Below are 24631 nucleotides of genomic sequence, written 5' to 3'. Positions count from 1 at the left end.
GCATGCAATAAACGGTGCTGCCGGCCCTCAGGCGGGTCGCATCAGCCGATCGAGGAAAGCGATCAGGAGCGCCTCGCGCAGCCGCGGGGGAGCGACGTCGAGCAGCGCGTTCACCGGCGCCATCCGGTCCGGCAGAGTCTCGCCCGTCCCCAGCCCAGCGATCTCCAGCAGGCCGTCGAACGCGGCGTCGTCGAGAAGCGCCGGGTCCAGCGCCTTGGCCGCCTCGGCGAGCTCCGGCGCGACCTGCACCGGCCCGGCGGTCTGCGCGGCAGCGACCGCTTGGTGCAGGGCCGCGATCAGCTCGTCGAGCCCGGCTGCCGTCGCGGCGCTCATCGAGAGGTGCAGCGAAGCAGGTTGGTCGCGGAAGCTGAGCTGCGGCTGCACGAACCAGCCAAGGGCTGTCATCTCGTCAGCGATCGTGAAGACGTCGGCCCGGTCGTCGCTGCGCAGCGCGAGCAGAGTCGTCGCCGGGCGGGCGAGCACGGTCAAGCCGTCAACGGCTGCCGCTGCCTCGGCGAGCCGCAGCGTCGCGTCGTACGACGTACGGGCGAGCCGTTGGTAGCCCTCGTCGCCGATGTGCTGGACAACAGCCCACGCGGCGGCCACCGGAGCGCCCGACTTGGTCGACTGGGTGGTCGAGTTGAGCATTGTGTAGCCCGGCCAGTCGGCATGGGCGAAGTACTGCGGTCGGCGCAGCCCGGGTGTCCGGTGCAGCAGGATCGACGCGCCCTTCGGGGTGTACGCGTACTTGTGCAGGTCGACCGAAATACTCGTCACCCCCGGTACTGCGAAGTCGAACGGCGCGACGTCGACGCCATCGGCCCGCAGATAGGGCAGAACCCAGCCGCCGATGCACGCATCGACGTGACACCGGATCCCACGGTCGCTCGCCAGCTGGGCGATCTCCGGGATCGGATCGACCACACCATGCGCGTACGACGGAGCGCTGGCGACCACCAGCACCGTCGTGTCGTCGCAAGCTGCCGCCATCGCAACTGGATCAGCTTCATAGGTCTTGGCGTCGACGTCGACCAAGACCGCGCGGACGCCGAAGTAGTGAGCCGCCTTGTGGAACGCGGCATGTGCTGTGGACGGCAGCACCATGCTCGGCCGGTCGACGCCGGGCGAGGCATCGCGCGCGGTCTGCACGGCCAGCAGGATCGACTCGGTGCCACCCGACGTGACGGTGCCGACCGCGCCGTCGCCTTGCAGCAAGCGAGCGGCCCAGGCGACCAGCTCGTTCTCCAAGGTGCGCAGGCTGGGGAACGCGGTCGGGTCGAGACCGTTCGTCGCGCCGTACTGCGCGAGCGCCTGGCGGCCGATCTCGTCGGCCTCGGCCAGGCCGGAGTCGTAGACATAGGCGAGCGTCCGGCCGCCGTGGGTCGGCAGATCGCCTTGCTGCAAAGCGCGCAGCCGGGCCAGTACGTCACTCATCGGGCCTCCAGAACCTCGTCGGCGGTCAGCCGGTAACGCCGTAGCGAGATGAAGCTGACGGCAATCAGCAAAGCAGGTACCACGGACAGTCCGAGCACGATCGCGGTCAGCGCCGAGTCCGGCTGGATCGCGTCGCGGTTGGTCGAGGAGACGTAACCGCCGGCCGCGAGCACCAACGCGTACAGGCCGGGCCCGAGAGCCAGGCCGAGGGTCTCGCCGGCCGTCCAGATGCCGGTGAAGACGCCGGCCCGGCGAATGCCGCTGCGCGCCGCGTCCACCGCCGCGACATCGGGAAGCATGGCGAGCGGAAAGACCTGTACGCCGGTGAACCCGACGCCGACGACCGCGATGGCCAGGTACACGCACCAGCTCGGCACGTGCTGCGCGGTGGAGAGCGAGAGGACGCCGACGCCGAGCACTGCGGAGGCGATCAGGAAGCCGGTCTTCTTGCCCAGTTTGTTGCCTATGGCAAGCCAAAGCGGGCTGACCAGCAGCGCGGGGCCGACCACGCAGACGAAGCCGATCGAGGCGGCTGCGGGGTTTCGCAGTACGTAGCGGGCCAAATAGTCGATGCCGGCCAGCAGCGAGCCGAGCGCCAGCGCCTGCAGGACCAGGGTGGTGAGGAGGCGGCGGAAGTTGGCGTCCTGGGCGACCACGCGGAGCTGCTCGCGGAGAGTGCCGGTGGTCTCGCGAGGTTGGCCGATCGGGGCGCTGCGGGTGCCGTAGTACGCGCCGAGGGTGCCGATGACGAGCAGGAGGGCGACGGTCAGACCCATCGCGCGGTAGCCGTCGCGGCCGCCGAGCGCGTCCCGGATGGCGGGTGCGCTGCCGCCGCTGATCAGGATCGCGATGGTCAGCACGGCGACGCGCCAGGTCATCATCCGGGTGCGGTCGGTGGGATCGTCGGTGATCTCGGCGGGCATCGCGACGTACGGGACCTGGAAGAACGCGTACGCCGTCGCGCAGCCGACGAAGGCGACCAGCACCCAGGCGGCGTCGAAGGCCTGGCTGTCGAGGTCCGGCGCCGCGAACAGCAGCGCGAAGCAGACCGCGAGCGCCAGCCCGCCACCGAGCAGGAACGGCCGGCGCGGACCTCGGGTGGACTGATGCCGATCGGAGATCCGTCCCGCGATCGGGTTGAGCACCACGTCGAGTGCCTTCGGCAACAAGACGATCGCGCCGGCGGCCGCTGCGGCGATCCCGAGGGTGTCGGTGAGGTACGGAAGCAGGAGCAAACCTGGCACCGTCCCGAAGGAGCCGGTCGCGACGGACCCCAGCGAGTAACCGACCCGAACGCGAACCCCCACGCCACTCATCCCCGAAGCATGCCACCCCACGCACCCACGGTTCTCATAGAGTCGTCCTATGGCTCCCGACAACCAGACACCGCAGGGCTCCGCTGACGGCGATCGGCAGCAGCCGCCGGCCGAAGGCAACCCGCAGCCGCCAGCCACGTCAGGTGGAGGCCAGGGGGAGCAGTGGGCAGTGGGGCAGGTCGGGAGCCCAGCCCCGGGGGAGCCAGCGGGGTGGGTTGGTGGTTGGCAAGCGCCGGGGCGGCCGCCGAGCCAGCCGCCGTACGGCGGTGCGCCTGCAGGAGCGCCGCACCTGCCGCCGGGGCCTTCGCCGTACGGGCAGCTCCCGGGGCCAGCACCCTACGCAGGAGCGCCGCAGTACGGAGGCCAACCGCAGTACGGCCCACCAGTAGGACAGCCCTACCCCGGCCCGCCGCCCTACGCGCCCTCGCCGTACGGCGTCCATCCACACCACTACGCGGCCAAACAACCCCGCGCCGTCCCACCACCACCCGGTACGCCGTACCACCGCCTCGCCCGCACCCGCGTGCACAAATGGTGGCGCCCGATCGTCGGCACCCTGGTGCTCGCGTTCGGCGCGATCGCCGCCACGATCGCGGTGGTGATCGGGTGGGAGATCGTGCACGCGATGATCACCGGCGACTTCGCCGAGCCGGCCTCGGTGGACGCACTGTTCGACAACCCGACCGAGGACATCGCGGTCAATCTGGTGATGCTCGGCGCCCTCACCCCGGTGGTGCTGTTCACCGCGTGGTGGATCCAGCGTCGGCCGGCGCTCAGCGTCGCGTCGGTGCTACAGAAGATCCGCTGGCGCTGGATGCTGCTGTGCTGCCTGCCGGCGCTCGGCTACATGGCGCTCAACTTCGGTCTGGGCGCCGCCTTCGAAGAGCTCTTCCCGGGCACAGCAGAGGGCACCGACCCCTCGGATGACGGCTCCTTCGTCGGCTGGGCGCGCTTCGTCGTACCGGCGCTGGTGATCCTCTTCCTGGTCCCGTTCCAGTCGGCGGCCGAGGAGTTCCTGTTCCGCGGCTGGCTGGTCCAGGCGATCGGCTCGTGGGGTCCGGACAACACCGACGGCAAACCCTTCGTGCAGAACCTGAAGCGACTCTTCCGCACCCCCTGGCCGGCGCTCGTGGTGAGCAGCGTGGCGTTCGTGTTCGGCCACGGGTACACCGGCTGGGCGATGGCCGACATCTTCCTGTTCGCGATGACCGTGGGCTGGCTGACGATCCGGACCGGGGGACTGGAGACCGGGATCGCGCTGCACTCGGTCAACAACATCGTCGCGTTCATGGTCCCGGCGGCGCTCGGCCAGCTGGACGGCTGGTCGGACCAAGGCGGCGCCCCGTGGCCGGTGTTCGTGCTCGACGTCCCGTGCATCGCCTTGTACGCGTACGCCGTGCTCTGGCTGGCCAAGCGGCAGCAGATCGCGCGAGTCAGCTGAGCCGGGCCGAAATTCGGGCGAGTTCTGTCGGCGACCTCTGGCAAGGTGTCCGCCGTGACGAACGTGAAGAGTGAACCGATCGAGGCCGTCCTGTTCGACTGGGGCGGCACGCTGGCGACCTGGCACGACATCGACCTGTACGCCGTCTGGCGGTCGGTGGCGAGCCTGGTCGACGAGGAGCGCGCCGACGAGCTGGCCACCCGGCTGCTGGCCGCCGAGAACTCCGTCTGGCTGCGCTCGCGGGACGAGCACCGCAGCAGCACGCTGGAGGAAGTCTGTCTGCTCGCCGAGGTGGAGCTGACCCCGGCCGCGCACGCGGAGTACGAGCTGCAGTGGCACCCGCACACCGAGCTGGCGCCGGACGCCATCGAGACCCTGAAGGCCCTGAAGGCTCGCGGACTGAAGCTCGGGGTGCTGTCGAACACCATCTGGTCGCGCCGGCGGCACGAGGAGATCTTCGCTCGCGACGAGGTGCTCGACCTGTTCGACGGCGCTGTCTACACCAGCGAGGTGCCGTGGACGAAGCCGCACCCGGAGGCCTTCCTGGCGGCGATGAAGGCCGTGGGCGTGACTGAGCCGGCCAGCTGTCTGTTCGTCGGCGACCGGCTCTTCGACGACGTCTGGGGCGCTCAGAACGTCGGGATGCGGGCGGCGCACATTCCGCACAGCGCGATCCCGGCCAACCAGATCGGCCACACCGAGGGCGTCCCCGACGCCACCGTGCACGAACTGTCCGACCTGGTCGCACTGATCGACTCCTGGAACACCAAGAGCTGACCAGGACCCTGGGACGCGAAGAACCCCCGCGGCCGGATCACGGCCTCGGGGGTTCTCTGGGGGGAGCTGGTGGTGGCGGTCAGGCAGCGAGGGTCGGGTCCGCCATCAGGCGGAGACGTCCCAGCGCTTCGCGCTCGATCTGGCGGACGCGCTCGGCGGAGATGCCGTGCACGGCGCCGATGTCGGCGAGCTTGGCCTGCCGGCCGTCATGCAGTCCGTAGCGGCGACGGATCACGTCCGCCGACCGCGGGTCGAGCTGGTCGACCAGGCTGAACAGGCCCGAGCGGTCCGACGCGTCGGCGACCAGCTGGTCGGGGCCCGGCGCGGTCTCGGCCGCGATCAGGTCGCCCAGCGAGGTCTCGCCCTCGTCGTCGATCGGGTTGTCCAGGCTGATGTGGTCCCGGCCGATCCGGATCAGGTCGGTCACCCGCTCCGGCTCCAGGCCCAGCTCCTCGGCGATCTCGGCGATCTCCGGCTCACGCCCGAGCTTGCGCTCCAGCGTCCGCCGGGCGGACCCGATCTGGTTCAGCTGCTCCACCACGTGCACCGGCAGCCGGACCACTCGGGCCTGCTGCGCGATACCGCGGGTGATGGCCTGCCGCACCCACCAGGTCGCGTACGTCGAGAACTTGAATCCCTTGCGGTAGTCGAACTTCTCCACCGCGCGGATCAGGCCCGTGTTGCCTTCCTGGACCAGGTCCAGGAGCGGCATCTGGGACCGTCCGTAGCGGCGGGCGATCGAGACCACCAGGCGCAGGTTCGCGGTGACGAACCGCTGCTGCGCGCGCTGGCCCTCTTCGGCCAGCCACTCGAGCTCCTCCGCCGTCGCATATTTGGGCGCTCCGCCCTTCTTCCGTCCAGTTCGCCCCTCGGCCAGCAGTTGCTCCGCCAGGAGACCTGCCTCGACCGTTTCAGCGAGCTCGACTTCTTCTTCCGCCGTCAGCAAAGGAGTGCGAGCGATCTCTTCCAGGTAGAGACCGACGCTGTCCTTACCGTCGATACCTTCGTCCATTGACCGGACACGAGCCATGCGAGCCACCGAAACTCCCTTCGTCGTTACATGGAGAGCAACGCTCGAGTGAGGTTCAAGATTCCACGATGAGTGTGTAAACAGCCTGAACGTTCCCTGAGATTTCCCGGCACCCGCATGGGGCCGGAACCGCCGCCTGATGCACGCTCAGTGCCCCGGCTGAACCCGACTCACACACCGGTTGCGCGCAATCGGCTTGATCTGTGGGCTTTGAGGCCGTTCGGTCACTTCTCAGGTTTCTTTTCGAACGGCCCCGAATAGCTGTTGAATCAGCGATTCGGGGCTGCCCGATGTGTCAGAGGACACACACATTCAGTTGCTCTCGTAGTTCTGCAACGCCGAAAGTCCCCGCGGACTTCCCTGACTCTCAGGCCAGGCCGAGGGTGTCGAGCTCCCAGGCCAGCGTGAAGGCCACCTCGCGCCAGGCGTCGTACCGGCCGCTGCGGCCGCCGTGGCCGGCGTCCATCTCGGTCTTCAGCAGCACGTTGACGTCGCCACTGGCGGTCGCCCGGAGCTTCGCGACCCACTTGGCCGGCTCGACGAAGAACACCCGGGTGTCGTTCAGGCTGGTGATCGCCAGGATCCGCGGGTACTGCTGTGCCGACACGTTCTCGTACGGCGCGTAGGACTTCATGTACTCGTAGACCGCCGGGTCCTCGAGCGGGTTGCCCCACTCCTCCCACTCGATCACGGTCAGCGGCAGCGACGGGTCGAGGATGGTCGTCAGCGCGTCCACGAACGGCACCTCGGCGACGATGCCGCCGAAGGCCTGCGGGGCCAGGTTGGCGACCGCGCCCATCAGCAGGCCGCCGGCGCTGCCGCCCTGCGCGACGATCCGGTCCGGCCGCGACCAGCCGTCGGTGACCAGGTGCTCGGCGGTCGCGATGAAGTCGGTGAAGGTGTTCCGCTTGGCCAGCATCTTGCCGTCGTCGTACCAGTGCCGGCCGAGCTCGCCGCCGCCGCGCACGTGCGCGATCGCGAACACCACGCCGCGGTCCAGCAGCGACAGCCGCGGGATCGAGAACCACGGGTCCATCGAGCTCTCGTACGAGCCGTAGCCGTACAGCACGACCGGCGCGTTCCCGTCCTTGGCGACGTCCTTGCGGGCCACCAGCGAGATCGGCACCTTGGTGCCGTCGGAGGCGGTCGCCCATTCCCTGTACTGCGTATAGGCGCTCAGGTCGACGCCACCGAGCACAGGCTGCTGCTTCAGCTTGCGGCGCTCACCCGTCACCACATCCACGTCGTACGTCGTGCCAGGCGTCACCAGCGACGTGTAGCCGAACCGGTACCGGGTGTCGTGCCACTCCTCGTTGCGGCTCGGGGACACCGTGTAGATCGGCTCGTCGAAGGTCAGTGCCTCCGGCGCCGCGAAGGTGTCGCCGGTACGCCGCATGATCGCCAGCTCGGTCAGCGCGTCGCGGCGGCGGTACAGGATGACGTGCTCGGCGAACGCGTCGACCCCGAGCAGCCGGCTCGACTCGTCGCCCTCCAGCAGCGTGGTCCAGTCGCCGGGGGCGTCCAGCGGCGCGGTCGCGAGCGAGAAGTTGGACGCGTCGGCGTTGTGCACGATCAGCAGCTGGTCGCCGGCGTGCTCGACGTCGTACTCGACGCCCTCCTGCCGGGGCTTGACCAGCACCGGCTCGCCGGTCGGGTCGTTGGCGTCCAGCAGCCAGGCCTCGCTGGTCAGCTTGCTGCCGATGGAGATCTGGATGGCCTGCTCGTTGCGGCTCAGGTCGGCGCCGATCCAGAACCGCTCGTCCGGCTCCTCCATCACCAGCACGTCCTCGGTCTGGCCGAGGGTGTGCCGCCAGACCTGGAACGGCCGCCAGGCGTCGTCGACCTTCGAGTAGAAGATGGTCGAGCCGTCGGCGGACCAGGCCGAGCCGTAGTGCACGCCGGGCAGCTGGTCCGGCAGCAGCTCGCCGCTGTCCAGGTCCTTGATCGACATCGTGAACCGCTCGTCGCCGAGCAGGTCGACGGAGTACGCGAGCAGCCGGCCGTCGGGGGAGACGTCGACCGTGCCGAGCGAGAAGAACTCCGAATCGCCGGCCAGCTCGTTGCCGTCCAGCAGGATCTCCTCGCCGGCGATCTCACCGTCGGTCGCCGGCGGCTCGTCGCCGGTCACCTTCACCCGGCAGCTGATCGCGTACTGCTGGCCTTCGATGGTGCGGGAGTAGTACCAGTAGCCGCCGCGCCGGGCCGGCACACTGAGATCGGTCTGCAGAGTCCGGTCGGAGATCTCCGAGAAGATTGCCTCGCGCAACGATTCCAGGTGCTCGGTGCGGGCCTCGGTGTAGCTGTTCTCGGCCCGCAGGTAGTCGAGCACCTCGTCGTTGGTCTTGTCCCGCAGCCACTCGTAGTCGTCGACGAAAACGTCTCCGTGGTGAGTGCGTTCGATCGGCTTACGGGCGGCAACTGGCGGCTTCAACTCGGACATGCCCGGAGACTACCTCGCAGCGCGTCAGATCTCGTACGTCGCGACGACCGGCGCGTGGTCGCTCCAGCGTTCGGCGTACGTCGGGGCCCGATGGATCACGCAGGAGGTCGCGGCGTCGGCCAGTTCGGGGGAGGCGATCTGGTAGTCGATCCGCCAGCCGGCGTCGTTGTCGAAGGCTTTTCCGCGCCACGACCACCAGGAGTACGGCCCGGGTCCCTCGCCGCCGAAGCGCCGGCCGAGGTCGACCCAGCCGGCCTCGAACAAGCGATCCATCCAGGCCCGTTCCTCGGGCAGGAAGCCGCTCTTCTTCCGGTTCGCCTTCCACGCCTTCAGGTCGACCTCGCGGTGCGCGATGTTCAGGTCGCCGCAGACCAGGACGTGCCGGCCGTCGGCGCGCAGTGCGGTCAGGCGGTCGGTGAAGGCGTCCAGGAAGGCGTACTTCTCGGCCTGCCGCGGCGGCGTCTCGAACTCGCCGGTGAACACGTAGGTGGAGATCGCGGTCAGCGTCGAGCCATCCTCGAGTACGACGTCCGCCTCGACCCAACGGCCGCTGCCGCTGAACCGTTCCGGCCCGATCTCGACGTTCTCCTGCTTGATCGGCCGCCGGCTCGCCACGGCGACTCCGGCACGGCCCTTGTGCCCTTCGGACACCGGCTCCGCGTGCGCGATCTGCCAGTCGGCGCCGAGATGGTCGCGGAGTATCTCGTCGGTGGCGCGAACTTCCTGCAGCAGCAACAGGTCCGGATCGGTCTCCTCCAGCCATCCGGCCATCCCTCGCCGGTACGCCGCCCTGATCCCGTTCACATTCACTGTCGCAACCTTCAGCACCCCGGAACCTTAGCGCCCGGAGTCAGACCCCGGTCGTCGAGCCGGGCCGGATGATCATCAGGACTGTGACTGTCGCCCACAGCAGCCCGAAGATTCCGGTCGTCATCGACAGCCGCCGAGCCCGCGGGATCAGCGCAGCCCGCGTCTCGTGATCCTGCCCAGCAACAGCCAGTACCTCGGCCTGAACCGGCAGCACAGCCAGTACCAGTACTCCGGCCGCCAACGCGGTCAGCGCCATCGACACCACCAACCAGACCTCGCCGAGCACACCGAGCCCGGCCCCGACGGCGATCCCGAACACCGGCACGGCGATGCCGCCGATCGCGTAGACGTTGCTGATCCGGTGCAGCACACGCAGTACGGCGGTCTGCGGTTGGTCGGCGGCCAGTTCGCGTCGCGCCACGGGCGGAAACATGCTCGCCGCGACCGTCACCGGGCCGATGAAGATGATCGCGGCCAGCACGTGCAGGCTGAGCAAGAGCTTGTTCATCGTTCTCCTCAAGATGAGTTTCAGTCAGACTGTAACTCAACCTGCCATGATGTCCAGGTGACTACTCCGCCGGCCCCCAGTCCCGCGCTGCTGCTGATGATGCTCGGCCGGCGGCTCCGCGAGCAGGCCGAGGCCGACCTGCGTGAGCTGGGGTTGTCGATGCGGCACTTCTCCGCGCTCGGGCACCTGGCGCACCACCCCGGGCTGTCGTACAGCGAACTGGCGCGACGCGACGGCATCACCGCGCAGAGCATGCAGGCGACGCTGCGGCAGTTGCAGGAGCTCGGCGCGGTCGAGCGGCTGACCGAGCCCGGTCGTGGCCGGACCGCCGATCTCCAGGTGACCGAGGCCGGTCAGGTCCTGCTGGAGCGCGGTCGCGCAGTACTCCGCAATGCCGACCGTCGGCTATTGGATGCCATTGGCAACGAAAATCGCGAGCTGCTGGCCGGGTTCGCGCTGCAGGCCCTGATGGCGCTCAAGCAGTAGCGGTGGCGAGGATCGCGTCGAGAGATCTCTCGCAGAGGTGCTCGAGATCGGCTGGTGGCACGGTCGGGTTATCGATCCAGGTGAGCAGGATCTGCTCGACGTAGCCCTGCCAGCCGTGGCAGGCCAGCTCAACGGCCGGCGTGACCGTGATGCCTCGCTGCGCGACGGCGCTGATCACCCACTGACTGAACACCTGCCGCAGCTCCGAATGCAGAGCCCGTACTGCGGGATCGCCGGCCGCCGACATCAGCAAGGTCGCCCGGTACAGCTGGGGCGCTTCGAGCACCGCCCGGACGAAGGCCCGGATCCCGCTGCGCAGCTGCTCGGCAGGCGGCAGGGAGAGATCGGGAGCGGTCCGCAGCATCACCTCGGCGGCGGCCGCTTCGATCACGGCGTATTGGAACTTCTTCTTCGAGCCGAAGTAGTGGAACAGCAGAGCGGGGGAGACGCCCGCCTCGGCGGCGACGACCTCCACGCTCAGCTCGCGATGCGGGTCGGCTTCGAGCACCCGGCGCGCGGCGTCGAGGATCTGGGTCCGGCGCTCCTCGGGCTGCAGCCGGGCGGACGAGGTGTGGCTCACGGGGCCAGTGTATTGAGTAATCGGTCAACAAGCACTTACTGTTGAGTATCCACTCAACAGTCGGAGGTCCACGATGGCTGGCAAGGTCGTACTCATCACCGGCGCGTCCCGCGGGATCGGCGCCGCCGTCGCCCGCCGGCTGGCGGGCGAGGGGGACACCCTGGCCCTGGTCGGTCTCGAACCCGACGAGCTGAAGAAGGTCGCCGAGGACTGCGGCCCGGACGCCGGCTGGTGGGAGGCCGACGTCACCGACACCGAGTCGCTGCGGACCGCGGTGGAGGCGATCGCCGAGCGCTACGGCCGGATCGATGTCGTGATGGCCAACGCCGGGATCGCGGCGCCCGGCTTCACCCGCAGCATGGACCCTGATGTCTGGGAGCGCGTTCTCGACGTCGACCTGTACGGCGTCTGGCGGACCGTGCACCTGACGCTGCCGCACCTGATCGCGAGCAAGGGTTATCTGCTGCTCGTGTCGTCGCTGGCCGCTGTCGTGCACATCCCCGGGCTCGCGTCGTACAACGTCGCCAAGGCCGGCGTCGAGGCGATGGGCAACAGCCTGCGCGCCGAGCTGCGGCACCTCGGCGTGACCGTCGGCGTCGCGCACATGACCTTCGTCGACACCGACATGGTCCGCGGCGTCGACGAGCACCCGGTGTTCGGGAAGGTCCGCACCGGCATCCCGCTGGTCGGCAAGACCTACCCGCTCGAGTTCGCGGTCGACAAGTTCACCCAGGGCATCAGGAAGCGCTCTCGCGTCGTCCACGTGCCCGGTTGGATCGGCGTGCTGAAGATCTTCCGGTCGCTGATCCCGCACGTGATCGAGCTCGGTGCGCGCTTCAACGTGCCGAAGGCGGATCGGGCCGCGCTGGCCGATATCGAGGCCCGCGGCGCGGCCGCGTCCTCACGCGCCTCCGGTGCCGGCGGTCGCGCCGACGCCGAGAAGGCTGCCAAGCGATGAGCCGTCAGTACGACGTAGTTGTGTTCGGCGCGACGGGTTTCACCGGCGCGCTCACCGCGGAGTACCTGGCGAAGAACGCGCCGGCCGAGCTCACCTGGGCGCTGGCCGGCCGCAACCGCGCCAAGCTGGAGGCGGTCCGCGCCAAGCTCGGCGTGGACGTCGACCTGCTGATCGCCGATGTCGAGGACCCCGCCTCGCTGAAGGCGGTGGCCGAGGCCACCCGGATCGTCATCACCACCGTCGGCCCCTACCTCCGGTACGGCGAGCCGCTGGTGGCCGCCTGCGCCGAGGCGGGCACCGACTATCTCGACCTGACCGGTGAGCAGGAGTTCGTCGACCGGATGTACGTCGCGTACCACGCGAAGGCGGCCGAGACCGGTGCGCGGATCATCCACTGCTGCGGCTTCGACTCGATCCCGTACGACCTCGGGGTGCAGTTCACCGTCGAGCAGTTGCCGAAGAACGTGCCGATCAAGGTGGACGGCCTGATCCGGGCGGGCGCGAAGCCGTCCTCCGGCACGCTGAGCACAGTGGTCACGGTGCTGTCGCGCGGCAAGAAAGGCATCGAGGCTCACCGCGCTCGCCGCAAGGCGCAGCCGCGACTCGAGGGTCGTTCGGTGAAGGCTGCCGCCGGGAAGATCCATCGCAGCCAGGGTTTCTGGGCGGTGCCATTGCCGACGGTAGACCCGCAGATCGTCGCGAACTCGGCGGCGCTGCTGCCGGAGTACGGGCCAGATTTTCGGTACTCGCACTACGTGGCTGTGAAGCAGTTGCCGGTGGTCGCCGGTGGGATCGCGGGCTTCGGGCTGCTGGCGGTCGCCGCGCAGATTCCGCCTGCGCGGGACGCGTTGCTGAGCAGGTTCAAGGCCGGTGACGGACCGAGCGAGGAGCGGCGGGCCAAGTCCTGGTTCAAGGTCCGTTTCATCGGCGAGGGCGGTGGTAAGCGGGTCGTCACCGAGGTGTCCGGCGGCGATCCCGGCTACGGCGAAACCTCCAAGATGCTGGCCGAGTGCGCGCTCTCGCTGGCCTTCGACAGCCTGCCCGAGACCTCTGGTCAGGTCACCACGGCGGTCGCGATGGGACCCGCGCTGCGCCGGCGATTGGTTGCCGCAGGCATCGGTTTCGAGACGTTGCTGGTCGAGGACTACTGATGCGACGCGTGACCAGCGCGGACGGCACGAGGATCGCTGTCCACGAGTACGGCGATCCGGCCGCGCCCGTGCTGGTCTGCGTGCACGGCTACCCGGACAACGCCGGGCTCTGGGACGGCGTCGCGACCCGGCTGGCGGAACACTTTCGCGTCGTCACGTATGACGTGCGCGGCGCGGGGGAGTCGGACCAGCCGCGGCAGCGGTCGGCGTACCGGCTGGAGCGGTTGGAGGAGGACTTCACGGCGGTGATCGACGCAGTCGCGCCTGACCAGCCGGTCCAGTTGCTCGCACACGACTGGGGCTCAATCCAGTCATGGCACTTCGTCACCAGCGAGCGGCTGGTGGGCCGGATCGCGTCGTTCGTGTCGATCTCCGGGCCGTCCCTCGACCATGCCGGCTACTTCCTGCGGCGTCGCGGGCTGTCGTGGGCGGGGCTGAAGCAGCTGGCTCATTCCTGGTACGTCTTCTACTTCCACCTTCCGTGGTTGCCGGAGCTCGGCTGGCGGAAGGGCTGGGCGCACAAGGTGTTCGGGCGGTTGGAGAGCAGCGCGGGCGGGGCGAGCGCGGACAGCGGGGAGCGCTCTCTGGGTGACTACGTCAATGGGCTGAACCTGTACCGCGCGAATGTCGTGCCGCGGTTGTTGCGTCCGCAGGAGCGGCGTACCGGCGTACCGGTGCTGGCTGTTTCGCCGGACAGGGATGCCTTCGTCACGACGCCGCTGCAGACCGATGTGTCCCGGTGGGCCCCGAATCTCAGCGTGCAGGTGGTCAGGGGTGGCCACTGGTTGCCCCGGAATGATCCCGGACTGGTGACCCGTTTGACCCTCGAGCACACCCGCCGGGTGGCAGGCTGGAGGGCATGAGAACGCTTCTGAACCTGATCTGGCTGGTGCTCGCCGGTTTCTGGCTGGCCGTCGGCTACGTTCTGGCCGGGCTGATCTGCTGCATCCTGATCGTCACCATCCCGTTCGGGATCGCGTCGTTCCGGATCGCCGGCTACGCGCTCTGGCCGTTCGGCCGGACCATCGTCGACAAGCGCGGCGCGGGTGCCGGCTCGGTGCTCGGCAACGTGATCTGGGTGATCTTCGCCGGCTGGTGGCTGGCGCTCGGCCACATGGTCACCGGGATCGCGCTCTGCCTGACGATCATCGGCATCCCGCTCGGCCTGGCGAACTTCAAGCTGATCCCGATCTCACTGCTTCCCCTCGGCAAGGACATCGTCCCCAGCGACGCCGCCTTCGCCGTCCGTTGAGGTCCCTGACCGTTCTGGGTTCCTGCGGCGCGTGGCCCGAACCGGGCCGCGCGTGCGCGGGTTTCCTGCTCGAGTACGACGGATTCAAGCTCGTGCTCGACCTCGGCTACGCGGCCCTGCCGGAACTGCTGCGGCACTGCCCCAAGGCCGCGGTCGACGCGGTGATCGTGACGCACCAGCATCCCGACCACTGCGTCGATGTGAGCGCGCTGGCCCGCGTTCGCTACTACCTGGCCCCCGAAGCCGCGCCGATCCCGCTCTACTGCCCACCGGGTGTTGTCGCCGTACTCCGAACGCTGGAACCGAATCCCGATCCGGCGACCGTGTTCGACGTCCGGGACCTGGGGGAGTCGACCGCGGTGGGACCGTTTCGCCTGGAGACCGCTGTGATGCCGCATCACGTGCTGAACCTCGGCGTCCGGTTGAACGCGCCTGACCTGACCATCGCCTACACAGGCGACAGCGGCCCGGGTCCGGAGGCCGCCGCGCTGGCCGCTGGTGCGGACCTGTTCATCTGCGACGCGACGCTGCAGGGTCCGTCGCCGCAGACAACACCTCGCTATGTGATGACGGCGACTGAAGCGGCGACCGCAGCGGTCGGGGCCAGGAAGCTGTTGCTGACGCACTTCTGGCCGGGATCGGATCGAACCGTCTCCGTAGCCGAGGCGCAGCAGGTGTTTAGGGGCGAGGTGGTCGCTGCTGAGGAGGGCCTGGTGCTCAGTCTGTGATTCGGGCGTGGCGGAAGCGGGACAGTTGCAGGCCGACGGCCTGGGCGACCATCACGCCGACGCCGATCCACAGGGCCGGACGCAGGCCGATGCGGTCGCCGAGGAAGCCGCCGAGCGGGGCGCCGATGACGATCATGCCGCGGTTCAGTGAGCGCAGGGTGGCGTTCAGCCGACCCAGCAACTCGGGCGGGGTGGCGGACTGGCGGTAGCCCATCTCGATCGGTCCGTCGAGGCCGAGGGAGATGCCGAACACGAACTGACCAGCGCAGAGCAGCACGAGACCGCTGGTCGAGTCGCCGGCCAGGGGGACGGTGGCGTAGGTGATCGGGGACAGCCAGCGGCAGGCGAGGATGGCCGGGCCGACGCCGAACCGGCGGCCGAACGATTCCGATCCGGTCGAGCCGAAGACCGCGCCGATCCCGGCGGCGGCGAAGATGATGCCCACCTTGAGGCCGCTCAGGTCCATCTCGTCCAGCAGCAGGGCCAGCATTAGTGTCGTGAGCATGCCTTGGGCGAACATCCACAGGTGCGAGCTCAGCGCGAACGGGCGGAACGCCTCGTGGTGGTAGACCCAGGCAAGTCCCTCGCGGATCTCCCGGCGCAGGTTCCGTGGCTCATTCTTGCCGAGGGCAACTTCGGGATGGAGCGGGCGGACACCGGCCAGGAGGATGCCGGAGACGAGGTACGAGACCGCGTCGATCAGCATCGCGATCGGGGCCCCGAGCAGGGTGATCACGCCGCCTGCCAGTGGGGGACCGCCGGTGCCGGCGACGGCGTTGGACTGCTCCAGCCGCGCCCAGGCAGCGGTCAGCAGCGGCTTGGGCACCAGAGCGGGCGGGAACGACTGGTGGGCGGCGTCGTACAGCATGGAGACCGCGCCGAAGGCGAAGACGACGCCGAGCAGGACCGGCAGCGTGAGAGCATCCAGAGCGGCGGCGATCGGGATCACCGCGAGGATGCCTGCTCGGGTGAAGTCGGCGCCGACCAGGATCGGTTGGCGGCGGTGCCGGTCTACGAAGACGCCGGCCAGCAGGCCGAACAGCAGGTAGGGCAACCAACCTGCGCCGCGGAGTACGCCTAGTTCGGTCGTGCTCACGTCGAGCGTCTTCTCGGCGATGAACGGGATGGCGAGCATCGTGAACGACGAGCCGGCCACCGAGATCGCGTCCGCGGACCAGAACCGGACGTAGCCCGGATACTGCAGCAACGGGTACCGGCGGCTCATCCCCGAACCCTAGAGCGTGCTCCGGCCAAGGCCCCTGCCGCTGTGCTCCCGCGAGCGCCGAGCTGCCGTGCTCCGGCCAGGGCCCGCGTCCTTGGGCACGGGCCAGCCGCACTGACGCCGATTCTGGCGACTGGCCCGTGCTCAAGGCCGCAGGCTCCACCGCAGCACCCCGCCGGCCGGCGGTGGGCGGCCGATCGGTCCCCGGGGGCGGGGCCGATCAGTTCAGGGGCTTGCTCAACTCTTCTTCTTGGCTGCTTCGACCAGCTTGCGGACATTCTCGATCGAACCGCAGTCGCTGTCGATCAGCCGGGCCCGCTCCTCGGCGAAAACCTCGCCGAGCTTCACCCGGGCATCGGCGTCGACGTCGGTCTTGGCCGGGTTGAGAACGTCCCGCTCCTCCTCGTCGAGGTGGTGGGACAGCGCCTCGGACAGCTCGTGCGTCTTCTCGCTGAACTCTTCGCTGGCGGTGTCCTCGACCTCCATCAACGCCAGCAGCGCCTCGTTGCCCTCGTCGTGCTCGTGGGTGGAGTGCTCGACCTCTTCGTCGTCGATCGCGTCGCGCTTGTTCAGCGACGGGTACACCTTCGACTCCTCGGCCTCCGCGTGCGCGACCAGCACGGTGGCGAGATCCGCGAGGACGGCGGCCCGGTCGGCCTCGACGTCGCGCAGCTCACGCAACGCCTCCTCGAACCAGCGATGGTCGGCCAGGATCACCTCGACGACGTCGCCACCGGTCTGCTGCAGGATCTTCGGCATGCTCATGTCCTCCAAGTTCGAACCACTGTTGCCCACCGGTACCCGCGACCGCCGTCCTCATGCGCTGAACTGACCGCGGAGGCGGGTTAGCCTGCGTGGATGGTCACCGTCCGCGCACTCGTCCGCCGCCCGAGCCCGCGTCTCGCCGAAGGGCTGCTCACTCACCTCGACCGGGTCCCCGTCGACCTGGATCTCGCTGCCCAGCAGTGGCAGCAGTACGTCGACGTGCTCGCCGAGGCAGGCTGGAGCTGCGTGGAGGTCCCACCTGCCGACGACTGCCCTGACGGCGTGTTCGTCGAGGACACGATGGTCGTCTACAAAGACCTCGCGGTGATCGCCCGCGCAGGTGCCGACGAGCGTCGCCCAGAGGCCGCCGAGGCAGAGCGGGCTGTTGCTGGTCAGGGCTATCGGATCGCGCACATCGCCGACCCGGGCACGATGGACGGCGGCGACATCCTCAAGGTCGGCAACACCGTGTACGCCGGACTGGGCGGCCGGACCAACCAGGCCGGGATCGACCAGCTCCGCCAGTACTTCGCTCCGCTCGGTGCCGAGGTCGTCGCAGTACCGGTTCAGAAGGTTTTGCACCTGAAGTCGGCAGTCACCGCGCTGCCGGACGGCACGGTGATCGGGTACGAGCCGCTCACCGACGACCCGGCGGCCTTCCCGAAGTTCCTCGCAGTACCGGAGGAGGGTGGCGCGCACGTCGTCCTGCTGGGGGAGGACCGCCTGCTGATGGCGGCCTCCGCGCCCAGGACCGCCGAGTTGTTCCGCGAGCGCGGTTACACGCCGGTGGTGGTCGACATCAGCGAGTTCGAGAAGCTCGAAGGCTGTGTGACCTGCTTGTCAGTCCGTCTTCGGGGCTAACGACCAGCGGTCCCGCGCCGCGGCCGACAGCTCCCGGTCCTTCTTCCGGCCGCGGTTGTCGGCGGCGTCGCACGCCTCGAGCAGGATGCTGCGGAAGGTGTCGGTGTCAGGATGGTCGGCGCCGAGGCCGTCGATGCTGTCGGCCAGCGTCGTCTCGAGCACCTGGATGGCGGCGCCGAGCTGGCCGGCGAACATCGTCGCCCGGCCCAGCGCCGCGCGAGTACGCAGTACCTTCGGGTGCTGGTGGCCCAGGGTCTTCTCGTCGTGGTCGAGCAGCTCGGTCAGCAGCTTCGCCTCGGCGCGTGGCCCGCCGACCATCAGCTGGGCACCGGTCACGCCCTCGATGGCGATCCGGGGCAGGTCGTGCTCGGGCCCGAAGACGCGGGTCAGCTGCGGAGTGATCAGCTCGAACCAGCCGATCGCCGAGGCGTAGTCACCGGTCGCCAACAGGGCCTGCGCGACCCGGAGCCGGACCTGCAGCGTCGCCGGGTCGTCGGCCTTCAGCACCTTCTCGCACGCGGCGAGGGAGATCTCGTACAACGGGAGTGCGCCTGCCGAGTCCTTGGCGGCCCAGTGCGCCTCAGCCTGCTCGTACGTCGCGTCGACCAGCTCGGGATGGTTCTTGAACTCGGACGCGGGCGGATCCTGCGGCGGCGGGCCGGGGACCGCCATCGGCCGATCGAGCAGCCTGCGCCCGACGTAGCTGCGGCCGCCGGTCCTGATGATCCGGAACGCCCCACGACGGGCCACCGGGACGAGCAGGAAGGTCGAGTAGAGCATCCGCACGGACGAGCCACAGTCCGGGCAGACGTCGCGGTGGCCGTAGAAGCGGCTGCCGATGCCGCTCAGCCGGGTGATCGCGTCCGGCGCGCGCCAGGCCGTCGACGACGCGGTGCAGGCTCGGCAGAACGGGTACACCCCGCCGCGGACGTCAGTCATTCGGCCCATCTTGGCCGGTTTCGGCGGTTTTGTCCTCTTCGGCGCTGGGCGCCGGGGGTTTCGCCAGCTCCGGATCGGTCACAGCGAAGGTCCGGACCGGCCCGGCCGGCGTCTGCGCGGTCTCGAACCGGACGGTCACCCGGCCCCGCCCCGAGCCCCAGACCCAGCCCTCCCCGTACTGCGTGTGCACCACGTCCTGCCCCGGGTAGTAGCCGACCAGCCGGTCTCGCGGCCGCTCAGGCAACTCGATCACCTCGGCGGGCGTGTCCTCGTGCTCGCTCTCGGTGAACAGGTCGTCCTGGATCCAGTCGGCCAGCGACGAGACGCCGACTCCGAGCAGCCTGATCCCGCCCGAGATATCGCTGTCCTCGAGCAGCCGCCGGGCCATCCGCGCGATCACCCGCGGGTCGTCGGTGGGGCCGGCGAGCGTCGATGAGCGGGTATGCGTGGTGAAGTCGTGCATCCGCGTCTTCACCGTCACTGTCCGGCCGGACAATGACGCCTTCTGCAGCCGCTCGGAGACCCGGTGCGCCATCCGATCGCCGATGGCCGCCAGCAACGAGCGGTCGATGATGTCGGTCTCGAAGGTGTCCTCGATGCTGATCGACTTCGTCTCCCGGTCGCTCACCACCGGCCGGTCGTCGGACGCGGTCGCCAGCCGGTGCAGGCTCGAACCGTGCGCCGAGCCGACGTGCCGGATCAGCTCGTCCTCCGCCAGTTGCTGCAGATCGCCGACCGTGCGGACGCCGGCCATGCTGAGCCGCTGCGCGGTCGCCGGACCGACACCGGGGATCACCGTCACCTGCATCGGCGCGAGGAACTCGGCCTCCGTGCCCGGCGGAACGACGACCACGCCGTTGGGTTTGTCGAGATCGCTGGCGATCTTCGCGATCAGCTTCGAGGTGCCCGCGCCGACCGAGGCGGTCAGCCCGCCACTGGCCTGCGTGATCGCGGCCTTGAGATCGTTCGCAATCGCCTCGACGTCGTCGATGGTCAGGTTGCTGAGCCCGGCCGCGGCCAGATCGACGAACGCCTCGTCCAGCGACAGCGGCTCCACCAGCGGGGACAGCGCCCGCATCTGCGCCATCACCGCCTGGCTGGTCGCGCGGTACACCTCGAACCGGGGTCCCAGGTATGCCGCGTGCGGGCAGCGCGAGCGCGCCTCGGCGGTCGACATCGCCGAGCGCACGCCGTACTTGCGGGCCTCGTACGACGCCGTCGAGACGACTCCGCGCAGGCCGATTCCGCCCACCACCACCGGCTTGCCGCGCAGGGAGGGCTTGTCCCGCTGCTCGACCGCTGCGAAGAACGCATCCAGGTCGACGTGCAGGATGGACGAATCGGTACGCACTGCTCCAGTCTCCCCGCCGGCACCGACATTTTCCCCGTGAGGGCCCGATCGGCGTTCCAGCGGGTGAACAGCGACGCGAGTGGGCACACGGAACGGACGTCGGTCGGGCAGACTGACACAAAGTACCGACAGGGGAGGCGCAGATGGGCGAGGAAGTCGACCGGGTCGAGTTCACCCGGGCGGATCGGACCGCGTTCCGCAATCAGGTCCATCGCAATCTGGACGCGTTCGCGCGGATGCTGCGCGAGTCGCGGTTCGAGTCCGAACGGCCGATGACCGGGATCGAGATCGAGCTGAACCTGGTCGACGAGAACTGCGACCCGGCGTTCAAGAACTCCGAGGTGCTGAGCGCGATCGAGGACGACGCGTTCCAGACCGAGCTCGGTCAGTTCAACGTGGAAATCAATGTGCCGCCGGGCAAGATCGACGGCACCGGCCTGGTCAAGATGGAGGAGTCCATCCGGGCCAGCCTGAACGCGGCCGAGGAGAAGGCGCAGCGGACCGGCTCGTCGATGGTGGTGGTCGGCATCCTGCCGACCCTGCTGACCGAGCACATCCACCGCGAGGCGCTCAGCACCAACCCGCGGTACGCGCTGCTGAACGACCAGATCTTCCAGGCGCGCGGCGAGGACGTGCAGATCGCCATCGACGGGATCGAGCGGCTGCAGGTGACCGCCGACAGCATCGTGCCGGAGGCGGCCTGTACGTCGACGCAGTTCCACCTGCAGGTCACGCCCGAGGCGTTCCCGCGGTACTGGAACGCGGCCCAGGCGATCTCCGGCGTGCAGCTGGCGATCGGGGCCAACTCGCCGTTCCTGTTCGGCAAGGAGCTGAACCGGGAGACCCGGATCGCCTTGTTCGAGCAGGCCGCCGACACCCGCACGCACGAGCTGAAGACGCAGGGCGTCCGGCCGCGGGTCTGGTTCGGCGAGCGCTGGATCACCTCGATCTTCGACCTGTTCGAGGAGAACTCGCGCTACTACCCGGCGTTGCTGCCGGTCACCTCCGACGAGGACCCGATCGCCGTCCTGGACCGCGGCGACACCCCGGCTCTCTCGGAGTTGCGGCTGCACAACGGGACGATCTACCGCTGGAACCGCCCGGTGTACGACGTTGTCCGGGAGAAGCCGCACCTGCGGGTGGAGAACCGGGTGCTGCCGGCCGGGCCGACCGTGGTCGACACGATGGCCAACGGCGCCTTCTACTTCGGCCTGGTCCGCGCGCTGGCCGATGACGAACGGCCGATCTGGTCGCAGATGTCGTTCAGCGCGGCGGAGGAGAACTTCCACGAGGCGGCCCGGCAGGGCATCGACGCGGAGGTCTTCTGGCCCGGCGTCGGTACCGCGCGCGCCACCGAGCTGGTACTGCGCCGGCTGTTGCCGTTGGCATCGCAGGGGCTGGACTCCTGGGGGGTCGACGCCGACGTCCGGGACCGGCTGCTGGGCATCATCGAGCAGCGCTGCCTGACCAACCGCAACGGCGCCTCCTGGCAGGCCGAGGAGTTCCACCGGTTGTACACCAGGGGATCGCACGATCGCCGGGACGCGCTCCGCGGGATGTTGCGCCGGTACCGCGACCACATGCACGAGAACCTGCCCGTGCACGAGTGGCCGATCGACTAGCCGTCGAGACAACGAAGGACAAGAACGAACTCCGGGGTCGCCCCGGCGCGCTTGCCCAGGGCAACGGCGTACGAACTCCTGCCCGGGTTGAGGACTGGACCTGAACGAGGGGGCTGGCGCGTCGGGGCGCAACCCTGCAAAGGTGTGCGCCACGAAGGTTAGATCGCGCCACGCTGGGTATGTCGTCGTGAACCGTTGGGGGACGGTGACCGGTCGCGTCTGACCGGCGACTCTTTGGCACGGCTGTGTTGCGGGCGCAATCGCCCAAGCGTCACGGTCGCGACACAGATAGTGCATTTCCACAGATGCCGGAGCGAGTTCAGGGCAGTATCGTTCGGAACGGGTCGACCGTTTCAGGTGATGGACACCCGGAGGTGAGGCAAGTCGATGACGACCATCGTCGTGGGTTATGTGCCGAAGGCCGAAGGGCGCGCGGCGCTCCGGCGGGCGGCAGAGGAGGCGACGCTGCGCGACGCCAAACTGGTGGTGGTGAACTCGCACCGGGGTGGCCGCAGTTTCGACAGCGACGAGGCCGCGGCGAGTGACGCCGCGCTGACAGAGGTACGGGAGCAGCTCGACTCGACCGGCGTGCCCTACGAGGTGCGGCAGTTGGTGCGTGGGCTGGATCCGGCGGAGGACCTGGTGGCCGTCGCCGAGCAAGTCCACGCGGAGTTCATCGTGATCGGCCTGAGGCGCCGGTCCGCGGTCGGCAAACTCATCCTCGGCAGCAATGCCCAGCGGGTGCTGCTCGACGCTCCGTGTCCGGTGCTGGCCGTGAAGGCCGACGCTGAGCTAATCGAAAGTGGGGAGGACTGAGGTGACTTCGACACGCAGCAAGAAGCTGTGCCTCGCACAGCAGCCCGACGCCGACGAGATGCTGAGCAGAGACCCGTTCGCGTTGCTGGTCGGGATGCTGCTCGACCAGCAGATCCCGATGGAGCGCGCGTTCGCCGGTCCGGTTGCGATCTCGCAACGAATGGACGGCCCGTTCGACCCGTCCACGGTGGCCGCGTACGACCCCGACGGCTTCGTCGAGGTGGTGGCCGGCCCACCGGCCGTGCACCGGTTCCCGACCGCGATGGCGGCCCGGATCCAGACGCTGGCCAAGCATCTCGACGAGGAGTACGGCGGTAACGCCTCGGCGGTCTGGGCCGATGTGAAGAGTGGGGACGACCTGCTGGCCAGGCTGTCGGCTCTTCCGGGCTTCGGCGCGCAGAAGGCGAAGATCTTCGTCGCGCTGCTCGGCAAACAGCTGAAAGTCCGGCCGCGCGGCTGGCGGGAGGCCTCCGAGCCGTACGGCGAGGACGGCGCCTACAAGTCGGTCGCGGACGTGATCGACGTGGCGTCCCTGGTGAAGGTGCGGCAGTTCAAGCAGGAGCAGCAGGTCGAGAAGCGGGTGGTGGCGCGGCCACTGCGGCAGACCAGGAACAGTTGAAAGCTTTACCGAAGCGATACCGGTACCAGTACGAAGGGTGGACTGGTACCGGTGAGGCACGCCGTTGAGGGGGTCGTGGGACGTCTGTGCTTGGCGGCCGGATTACAATGAAGTGTTGCTGCCGCCTGACCAGCGCGGGGCCACCGACTCGCAGTACCCGCACCACCGTAGTTGCTGTTTCAGAAACCCTGCAGACTGAATCGTCAGACGAGAGGTAATTCGTGTCGTCCAGCTCGTCCGAGAATCTCCCCGACGAGTCCACTCGGGCGGTGGCCGCCACCGCCCGTAGTACGACTCAACGGACCACCGCCAGTGTGAAGAAGACTGCCGCCCCCGCCAAGAAGGCTGCTGTGTCCCCCAAGGAGGACGGTATTCCCGCGAAGAAGGCCGCCGCGAAGAAGGCGCCGGCGAAGAAGGCCGTGTCCGAGGCGGGTCTCGCGATCGACCCGAAGACCGGCAAGCCGCGCGCGCTGGACGAGGTCGACGAGTCCGACTTCTCCGCCGACGCCGTCAAGCCGCTGGAGAAGGAGCTCACCGAGGACCAGGGCTTCATCGTCTCCGAGGCCGACGAGACCGACGAGCCCGAGCAGCAGGTGATGGTCGCCGGCGCGACCGCCGACCCGGTCAAGGACTACCTGAAGCAGATCGGCAAGGTCCCGCTGCTGAACGCCGAGCAGGAGGTCGAGCTCGCCAAGCGGATCGAGGCCGGCCTGTTCGCCGAGGAGCAGATCGGTGACGCCGAGACCAAGCTGAAGGACAAGGTCAAGGACGAGTACGAGTGGATCTCGGAGGACGGCCGCCGGGCGAAGAACCACCTGCTCGAGGCCAACCTGCGACTGGTCGTCTCGCTGGCCAAGCGCTACACCGGCCGCGGCATGCTGTTCCTGGACCTGATCCAGGAGGGCAACCTCGGTCTGATCCGGGCGGTCGAGAAGTTCGACTACACCAAGGGCTACAAGTTCTCCACGTACGCGACCTGGTGGATCCGGCAGGCGATCACCCGCGCGATGGCCGACCAGGCCCGCACCATCCGTATTCCGGTGCACATGGTCGAGGTCATCAACAAGCTGGCCCGCGTCCAGCGTCAGATGCTGCAGGACCTGGGCCGCGAGCCCACTCCGGAGGAGCTCGCCAAGGAGCTCGACATGACCCCGGAGAAGGTCATCGAGGTGCAGAAGTACGGTCGCGAGCCGATCTCGCTGCACACCCCGCTGGGTGAGGACGGCGACTCCGAGTTCGGCGACCTGATCGAGGACTCCGAGGCGATCGTGCCGGCCGAGGCCGTCTCGTTCACCCTGCTGCAGGAGCAGTTGCACGCGGTCCTGGACACGCTGTCCGAGCGGGAGGCCGGCGTGGTCTCGATGCGCTTCGGGCTGACCGACGGCCAGCCGAAGACGCTGGACGAGATCGGCAAGGTCTACGGCGTGACCCGTGAGCGGATCCGTCAGATCGAGTCGAAGACGATGTCGAAGCTGCGGCACCCGTCGCGCTCCCAGGTGCTCCGCGACTACCTGGACTGATCGAG

General features: G+C 68.9%; 24 protein-coding genes. 13 read left to right on the top strand and 11 right to left on the bottom strand.

The window, feature by feature from the left end:
• Positions 1-27: 27 nt before the first annotated feature.
• Both AB0P21_RS02355 and AB0P21_RS02350 read right to left on the bottom strand, forming a co-directional pair.
• On the bottom strand, positions 28-1434 hold the full coding sequence (locus tag AB0P21_RS02355) for an aminotransferase class V-fold PLP-dependent enzyme (protein WP_363693177.1): 1407 nt from the start codon (positions 1432-1434) through the stop codon (positions 28-30).
• Positions 1431-2750 carry an MFS transporter gene (locus AB0P21_RS02350; RefSeq protein WP_363693175.1) on the bottom strand — a complete coding sequence of 440 codons (1320 nt, stop codon included), beginning with the start codon at positions 2748-2750 and terminating at the stop codon, positions 1431-1433. Before AB0P21_RS02350 ends, AB0P21_RS02355 begins: the two co-directional genes overlap by 4 nt.
• Positions 2751-2799: 49 nt before the next feature.
• Here AB0P21_RS02350 and AB0P21_RS02345 point away from each other — a divergent pair, with 49 nt between their 5' ends.
• On the top strand, positions 2800-4191 hold the full coding sequence (locus AB0P21_RS02345; RefSeq protein ID WP_363693174.1) for a CPBP family glutamic-type intramembrane protease: 1392 nt from the start codon (positions 2800-2802) through the stop codon (positions 4189-4191).
• 54 nt (positions 4192-4245) lie between these two features.
• The gene (locus AB0P21_RS02340) at positions 4246-4968 is read left to right on the top strand and encodes an HAD family hydrolase (protein WP_363693172.1); all 723 of its coding nucleotides are present in this window, start codon (positions 4246-4248) and stop codon (positions 4966-4968) included.
• Between the two features lie 79 nt (positions 4969-5047).
• Here AB0P21_RS02340 and AB0P21_RS02335 read toward each other — a convergent pair whose 3' ends face one another.
• The 4 genes from AB0P21_RS02335 to AB0P21_RS02320 all read right to left on the bottom strand — a co-directional run bounded on the left by AB0P21_RS02335 (position 5048) and on the right by AB0P21_RS02320 (position 9756).
• Positions 5048-6007, bottom strand: coding sequence for a sigma-70 family RNA polymerase sigma factor (locus AB0P21_RS02335; RefSeq protein ID WP_363693170.1), 960 nt, complete (start codon positions 6005-6007; stop codon positions 5048-5050).
• A 358-nt stretch (positions 6008-6365) separates the two neighbouring features.
• A complete protein-coding gene (locus AB0P21_RS02330) occupies positions 6366-8438 on the bottom strand; it encodes a S9 family peptidase (RefSeq protein ID WP_363693168.1) in 2073 nt (690 codons plus the stop codon).
• A gap of 24 nt (positions 8439-8462) precedes the next feature.
• Positions 8463-9266, bottom strand: a complete 804-nt coding sequence (gene xth / locus AB0P21_RS02325; protein ID WP_363693166.1) for an exodeoxyribonuclease III — start codon at positions 9264-9266, stop codon at positions 8463-8465.
• A gap of 22 nt (positions 9267-9288) precedes the next feature.
• Positions 9289-9756 carry a DUF2269 family protein gene (locus AB0P21_RS02320; RefSeq protein ID WP_363693164.1) on the bottom strand — a complete coding sequence of 156 codons (468 nt, stop codon included), beginning with the start codon at positions 9754-9756 and terminating at the stop codon, positions 9289-9291.
• Between the two features lie 57 nt (positions 9757-9813).
• Here AB0P21_RS02320 and AB0P21_RS02315 point away from each other — a divergent pair, with 57 nt between their 5' ends.
• Complete coding sequence (locus AB0P21_RS02315; protein ID WP_363693162.1) at positions 9814-10242, top strand: MarR family transcriptional regulator; 429 nt, start codon at positions 9814-9816, stop codon at positions 10240-10242.
• Here the strand turns inward: AB0P21_RS02315 and AB0P21_RS02310 are convergent.
• On the bottom strand, positions 10232-10822 hold the full coding sequence (locus AB0P21_RS02310) for a TetR/AcrR family transcriptional regulator (protein ID WP_363693160.1): 591 nt from the start codon (positions 10820-10822) through the stop codon (positions 10232-10234). The genes AB0P21_RS02315 and AB0P21_RS02310 overlap by 11 nt on opposite strands.
• 73 nt (positions 10823-10895) lie before the next feature.
• On the opposite strand from AB0P21_RS02310, the gene AB0P21_RS02305 reads away from it, so the two are divergent.
• Genes AB0P21_RS02305 through AB0P21_RS02285 form a run of 5 tightly spaced genes read left to right on the top strand, consistent with a single transcriptional unit; the run spans position 10896 to position 14911 of the window.
• Positions 10896-11780, top strand: a complete 885-nt coding sequence (locus AB0P21_RS02305; protein WP_363693159.1) for an SDR family oxidoreductase — start codon at positions 10896-10898, stop codon at positions 11778-11780.
• A complete protein-coding gene (locus AB0P21_RS02300; protein ID WP_363693157.1) occupies positions 11777-12931 on the top strand; it encodes a saccharopine dehydrogenase NADP-binding domain-containing protein in 1155 nt (384 codons plus the stop codon). The genes AB0P21_RS02305 and AB0P21_RS02300 overlap by 4 nt, the downstream gene beginning before the upstream one ends.
• On the top strand, positions 12931-13794 hold the full coding sequence (locus AB0P21_RS02295; protein ID WP_363693156.1) for an alpha/beta fold hydrolase: 864 nt from the start codon (positions 12931-12933) through the stop codon (positions 13792-13794). Before AB0P21_RS02300 ends, AB0P21_RS02295 begins: the two co-directional genes overlap by 1 nt.
• Positions 13791-14183, top strand: coding sequence for a YccF domain-containing protein (locus AB0P21_RS02290; RefSeq protein ID WP_363693154.1), 393 nt, complete (start codon positions 13791-13793; stop codon positions 14181-14183). The genes AB0P21_RS02295 and AB0P21_RS02290 overlap by 4 nt, the downstream gene beginning before the upstream one ends.
• Positions 14180-14911: an MBL fold metallo-hydrolase gene (locus tag AB0P21_RS02285; protein ID WP_363693152.1), complete on the top strand. Its 732-nt coding sequence runs from the start codon at positions 14180-14182 to the stop codon at positions 14909-14911. The genes AB0P21_RS02290 and AB0P21_RS02285 overlap by 4 nt, the downstream gene beginning before the upstream one ends.
• On the opposite strand, the gene AB0P21_RS02280 is transcribed toward AB0P21_RS02285, so the two are convergent.
• Both AB0P21_RS02280 and AB0P21_RS02275 read right to left on the bottom strand, forming a co-directional pair.
• Complete coding sequence (locus tag AB0P21_RS02280) at positions 14901-16136, bottom strand: MFS transporter (protein ID WP_363693150.1); 1236 nt, start codon at positions 16134-16136, stop codon at positions 14901-14903. The two genes, AB0P21_RS02285 and AB0P21_RS02280, sit on opposite strands and share 11 nt — an antisense overlap.
• Before the next feature lie 234 nt (positions 16137-16370).
• Positions 16371-16892, bottom strand: a complete 522-nt coding sequence (locus AB0P21_RS02275; RefSeq protein ID WP_363693148.1) for a hemerythrin domain-containing protein — start codon at positions 16890-16892, stop codon at positions 16371-16373.
• A gap of 99 nt (positions 16893-16991) precedes the next feature.
• On the opposite strand from AB0P21_RS02275, the gene ddaH reads away from it, so the two are divergent.
• Positions 16992-17759: a dimethylargininase gene (gene ddaH, locus AB0P21_RS02270; RefSeq protein ID WP_363693146.1), complete on the top strand. Its 768-nt coding sequence runs from the start codon at positions 16992-16994 to the stop codon at positions 17757-17759.
• Here ddaH and AB0P21_RS02265 read toward each other — a convergent pair.
• Both AB0P21_RS02265 and AB0P21_RS02260 read right to left on the bottom strand, forming a co-directional pair.
• Positions 17739-18698 (bottom strand): tetratricopeptide repeat protein, encoded by a 960-nt coding sequence (locus tag AB0P21_RS02265; RefSeq protein ID WP_363693144.1) that lies wholly within the window; start codon positions 18696-18698, stop codon positions 17739-17741. The genes ddaH and AB0P21_RS02265 overlap by 21 nt on opposite strands.
• Complete coding sequence (locus AB0P21_RS02260; RefSeq protein WP_363693142.1) at positions 18691-20049, bottom strand: DNA polymerase IV; 1359 nt, start codon at positions 20047-20049, stop codon at positions 18691-18693. The genes AB0P21_RS02265 and AB0P21_RS02260 overlap by 8 nt, the downstream gene beginning before the upstream one ends.
• Positions 20050-20192: 143 nt before the next feature.
• On the opposite strand from AB0P21_RS02260, the gene AB0P21_RS02255 reads away from it, so the two are divergent.
• The 4 genes from AB0P21_RS02255 to AB0P21_RS02240 all read left to right on the top strand — a co-directional run bounded on the left by AB0P21_RS02255 (position 20193) and on the right by AB0P21_RS02240 (position 24626).
• Complete coding sequence (locus tag AB0P21_RS02255) at positions 20193-21671, top strand: glutamate--cysteine ligase (protein WP_363693140.1); 1479 nt, start codon at positions 20193-20195, stop codon at positions 21669-21671.
• A gap of 387 nt (positions 21672-22058) precedes the next feature.
• Complete coding sequence (locus tag AB0P21_RS02250) at positions 22059-22487, top strand: universal stress protein (RefSeq protein ID WP_363693138.1); 429 nt, start codon at positions 22059-22061, stop codon at positions 22485-22487.
• A 1-nt stretch (position 22488) separates the two neighbouring features.
• Positions 22489-23106: an HhH-GPD-type base excision DNA repair protein gene (locus AB0P21_RS02245; RefSeq protein ID WP_363693136.1), complete on the top strand. Its 618-nt coding sequence runs from the start codon at positions 22489-22491 to the stop codon at positions 23104-23106.
• A gap of 221 nt (positions 23107-23327) precedes the next feature.
• Positions 23328-24626: an RNA polymerase sigma factor gene (locus tag AB0P21_RS02240; RefSeq protein WP_363693134.1), complete on the top strand. Its 1299-nt coding sequence runs from the start codon at positions 23328-23330 to the stop codon at positions 24624-24626.
• Positions 24627-24631: the final 5 nt, after the last annotated feature.

The sequence above is a fragment of the Kribbella sp. NPDC056861 genome (genome assembly GCF_040687575.1).
Classification (GTDB): domain Bacteria; phylum Actinomycetota; class Actinomycetes; order Propionibacteriales; family Kribbellaceae; genus Kribbella.
Note: the sequence above shows the minus strand (reverse complement) of the source record. Positions and strands in the feature narration are given on the sequence as shown.

What these genes read in the sequence shown, in the direction of transcription:
- AB0P21_RS02295 (WP_363693156.1), top strand. Translation starts at nt 12,931, where the DNA reads ATGCGACGCGTGACCAGCGCGGACGGCACGAGGATCGCTGTCCACGAG.
- AB0P21_RS02350 (WP_363693175.1), bottom strand. Translation starts at nt 2,750, where the DNA reads ATGAGTGGCGTGGGGGTTCGCGTTCGGGTCGGTTACTCGCTGGGGTCC.
- AB0P21_RS02305 (WP_363693159.1), top strand. Translation starts at nt 10,896, where the DNA reads ATGGCTGGCAAGGTCGTACTCATCACCGGCGCGTCCCGCGGGATCGGC.
- AB0P21_RS02345 (WP_363693174.1), top strand. Translation starts at nt 2,800, where the DNA reads ATGGCTCCCGACAACCAGACACCGCAGGGCTCCGCTGACGGCGATCGG.
- AB0P21_RS02320 (WP_363693164.1), bottom strand. Translation starts at nt 9,756, where the DNA reads ATGAACAAGCTCTTGCTCAGCCTGCACGTGCTGGCCGCGATCATCTTC.
- AB0P21_RS02290 (WP_363693154.1), top strand. Translation starts at nt 13,791, where the DNA reads ATGAGAACGCTTCTGAACCTGATCTGGCTGGTGCTCGCCGGTTTCTGG.
- AB0P21_RS02355 (WP_363693177.1), bottom strand. Translation starts at nt 1,434, where the DNA reads ATGAGTGACGTACTGGCCCGGCTGCGCGCTTTGCAGCAAGGCGATCTG.
- AB0P21_RS02280 (WP_363693150.1), bottom strand. Translation starts at nt 16,136, where the DNA reads ATGAGCCGCCGGTACCCGTTGCTGCAGTATCCGGGCTACGTCCGGTTC.
- AB0P21_RS02330 (WP_363693168.1), bottom strand. Translation starts at nt 8,438, where the DNA reads ATGTCCGAGTTGAAGCCGCCAGTTGCCGCCCGTAAGCCGATCGAACGC.
- AB0P21_RS02300 (WP_363693157.1), top strand. Translation starts at nt 11,777, where the DNA reads ATGAGCCGTCAGTACGACGTAGTTGTGTTCGGCGCGACGGGTTTCACC.
- ddaH (WP_363693146.1), top strand. Translation starts at nt 16,992, where the DNA reads ATGGTCACCGTCCGCGCACTCGTCCGCCGCCCGAGCCCGCGTCTCGCC.
- AB0P21_RS02250 (WP_363693138.1), top strand. Translation starts at nt 22,059, where the DNA reads ATGACGACCATCGTCGTGGGTTATGTGCCGAAGGCCGAAGGGCGCGCG.
- AB0P21_RS02275 (WP_363693148.1), bottom strand. Translation starts at nt 16,892, where the DNA reads ATGCCGAAGATCCTGCAGCAGACCGGTGGCGACGTCGTCGAGGTGATC.
- AB0P21_RS02255 (WP_363693140.1), top strand. Translation starts at nt 20,193, where the DNA reads ATGGGCGAGGAAGTCGACCGGGTCGAGTTCACCCGGGCGGATCGGACC.
- AB0P21_RS02265 (WP_363693144.1), bottom strand. Translation starts at nt 18,698, where the DNA reads ATGACTGACGTCCGCGGCGGGGTGTACCCGTTCTGCCGAGCCTGCACC.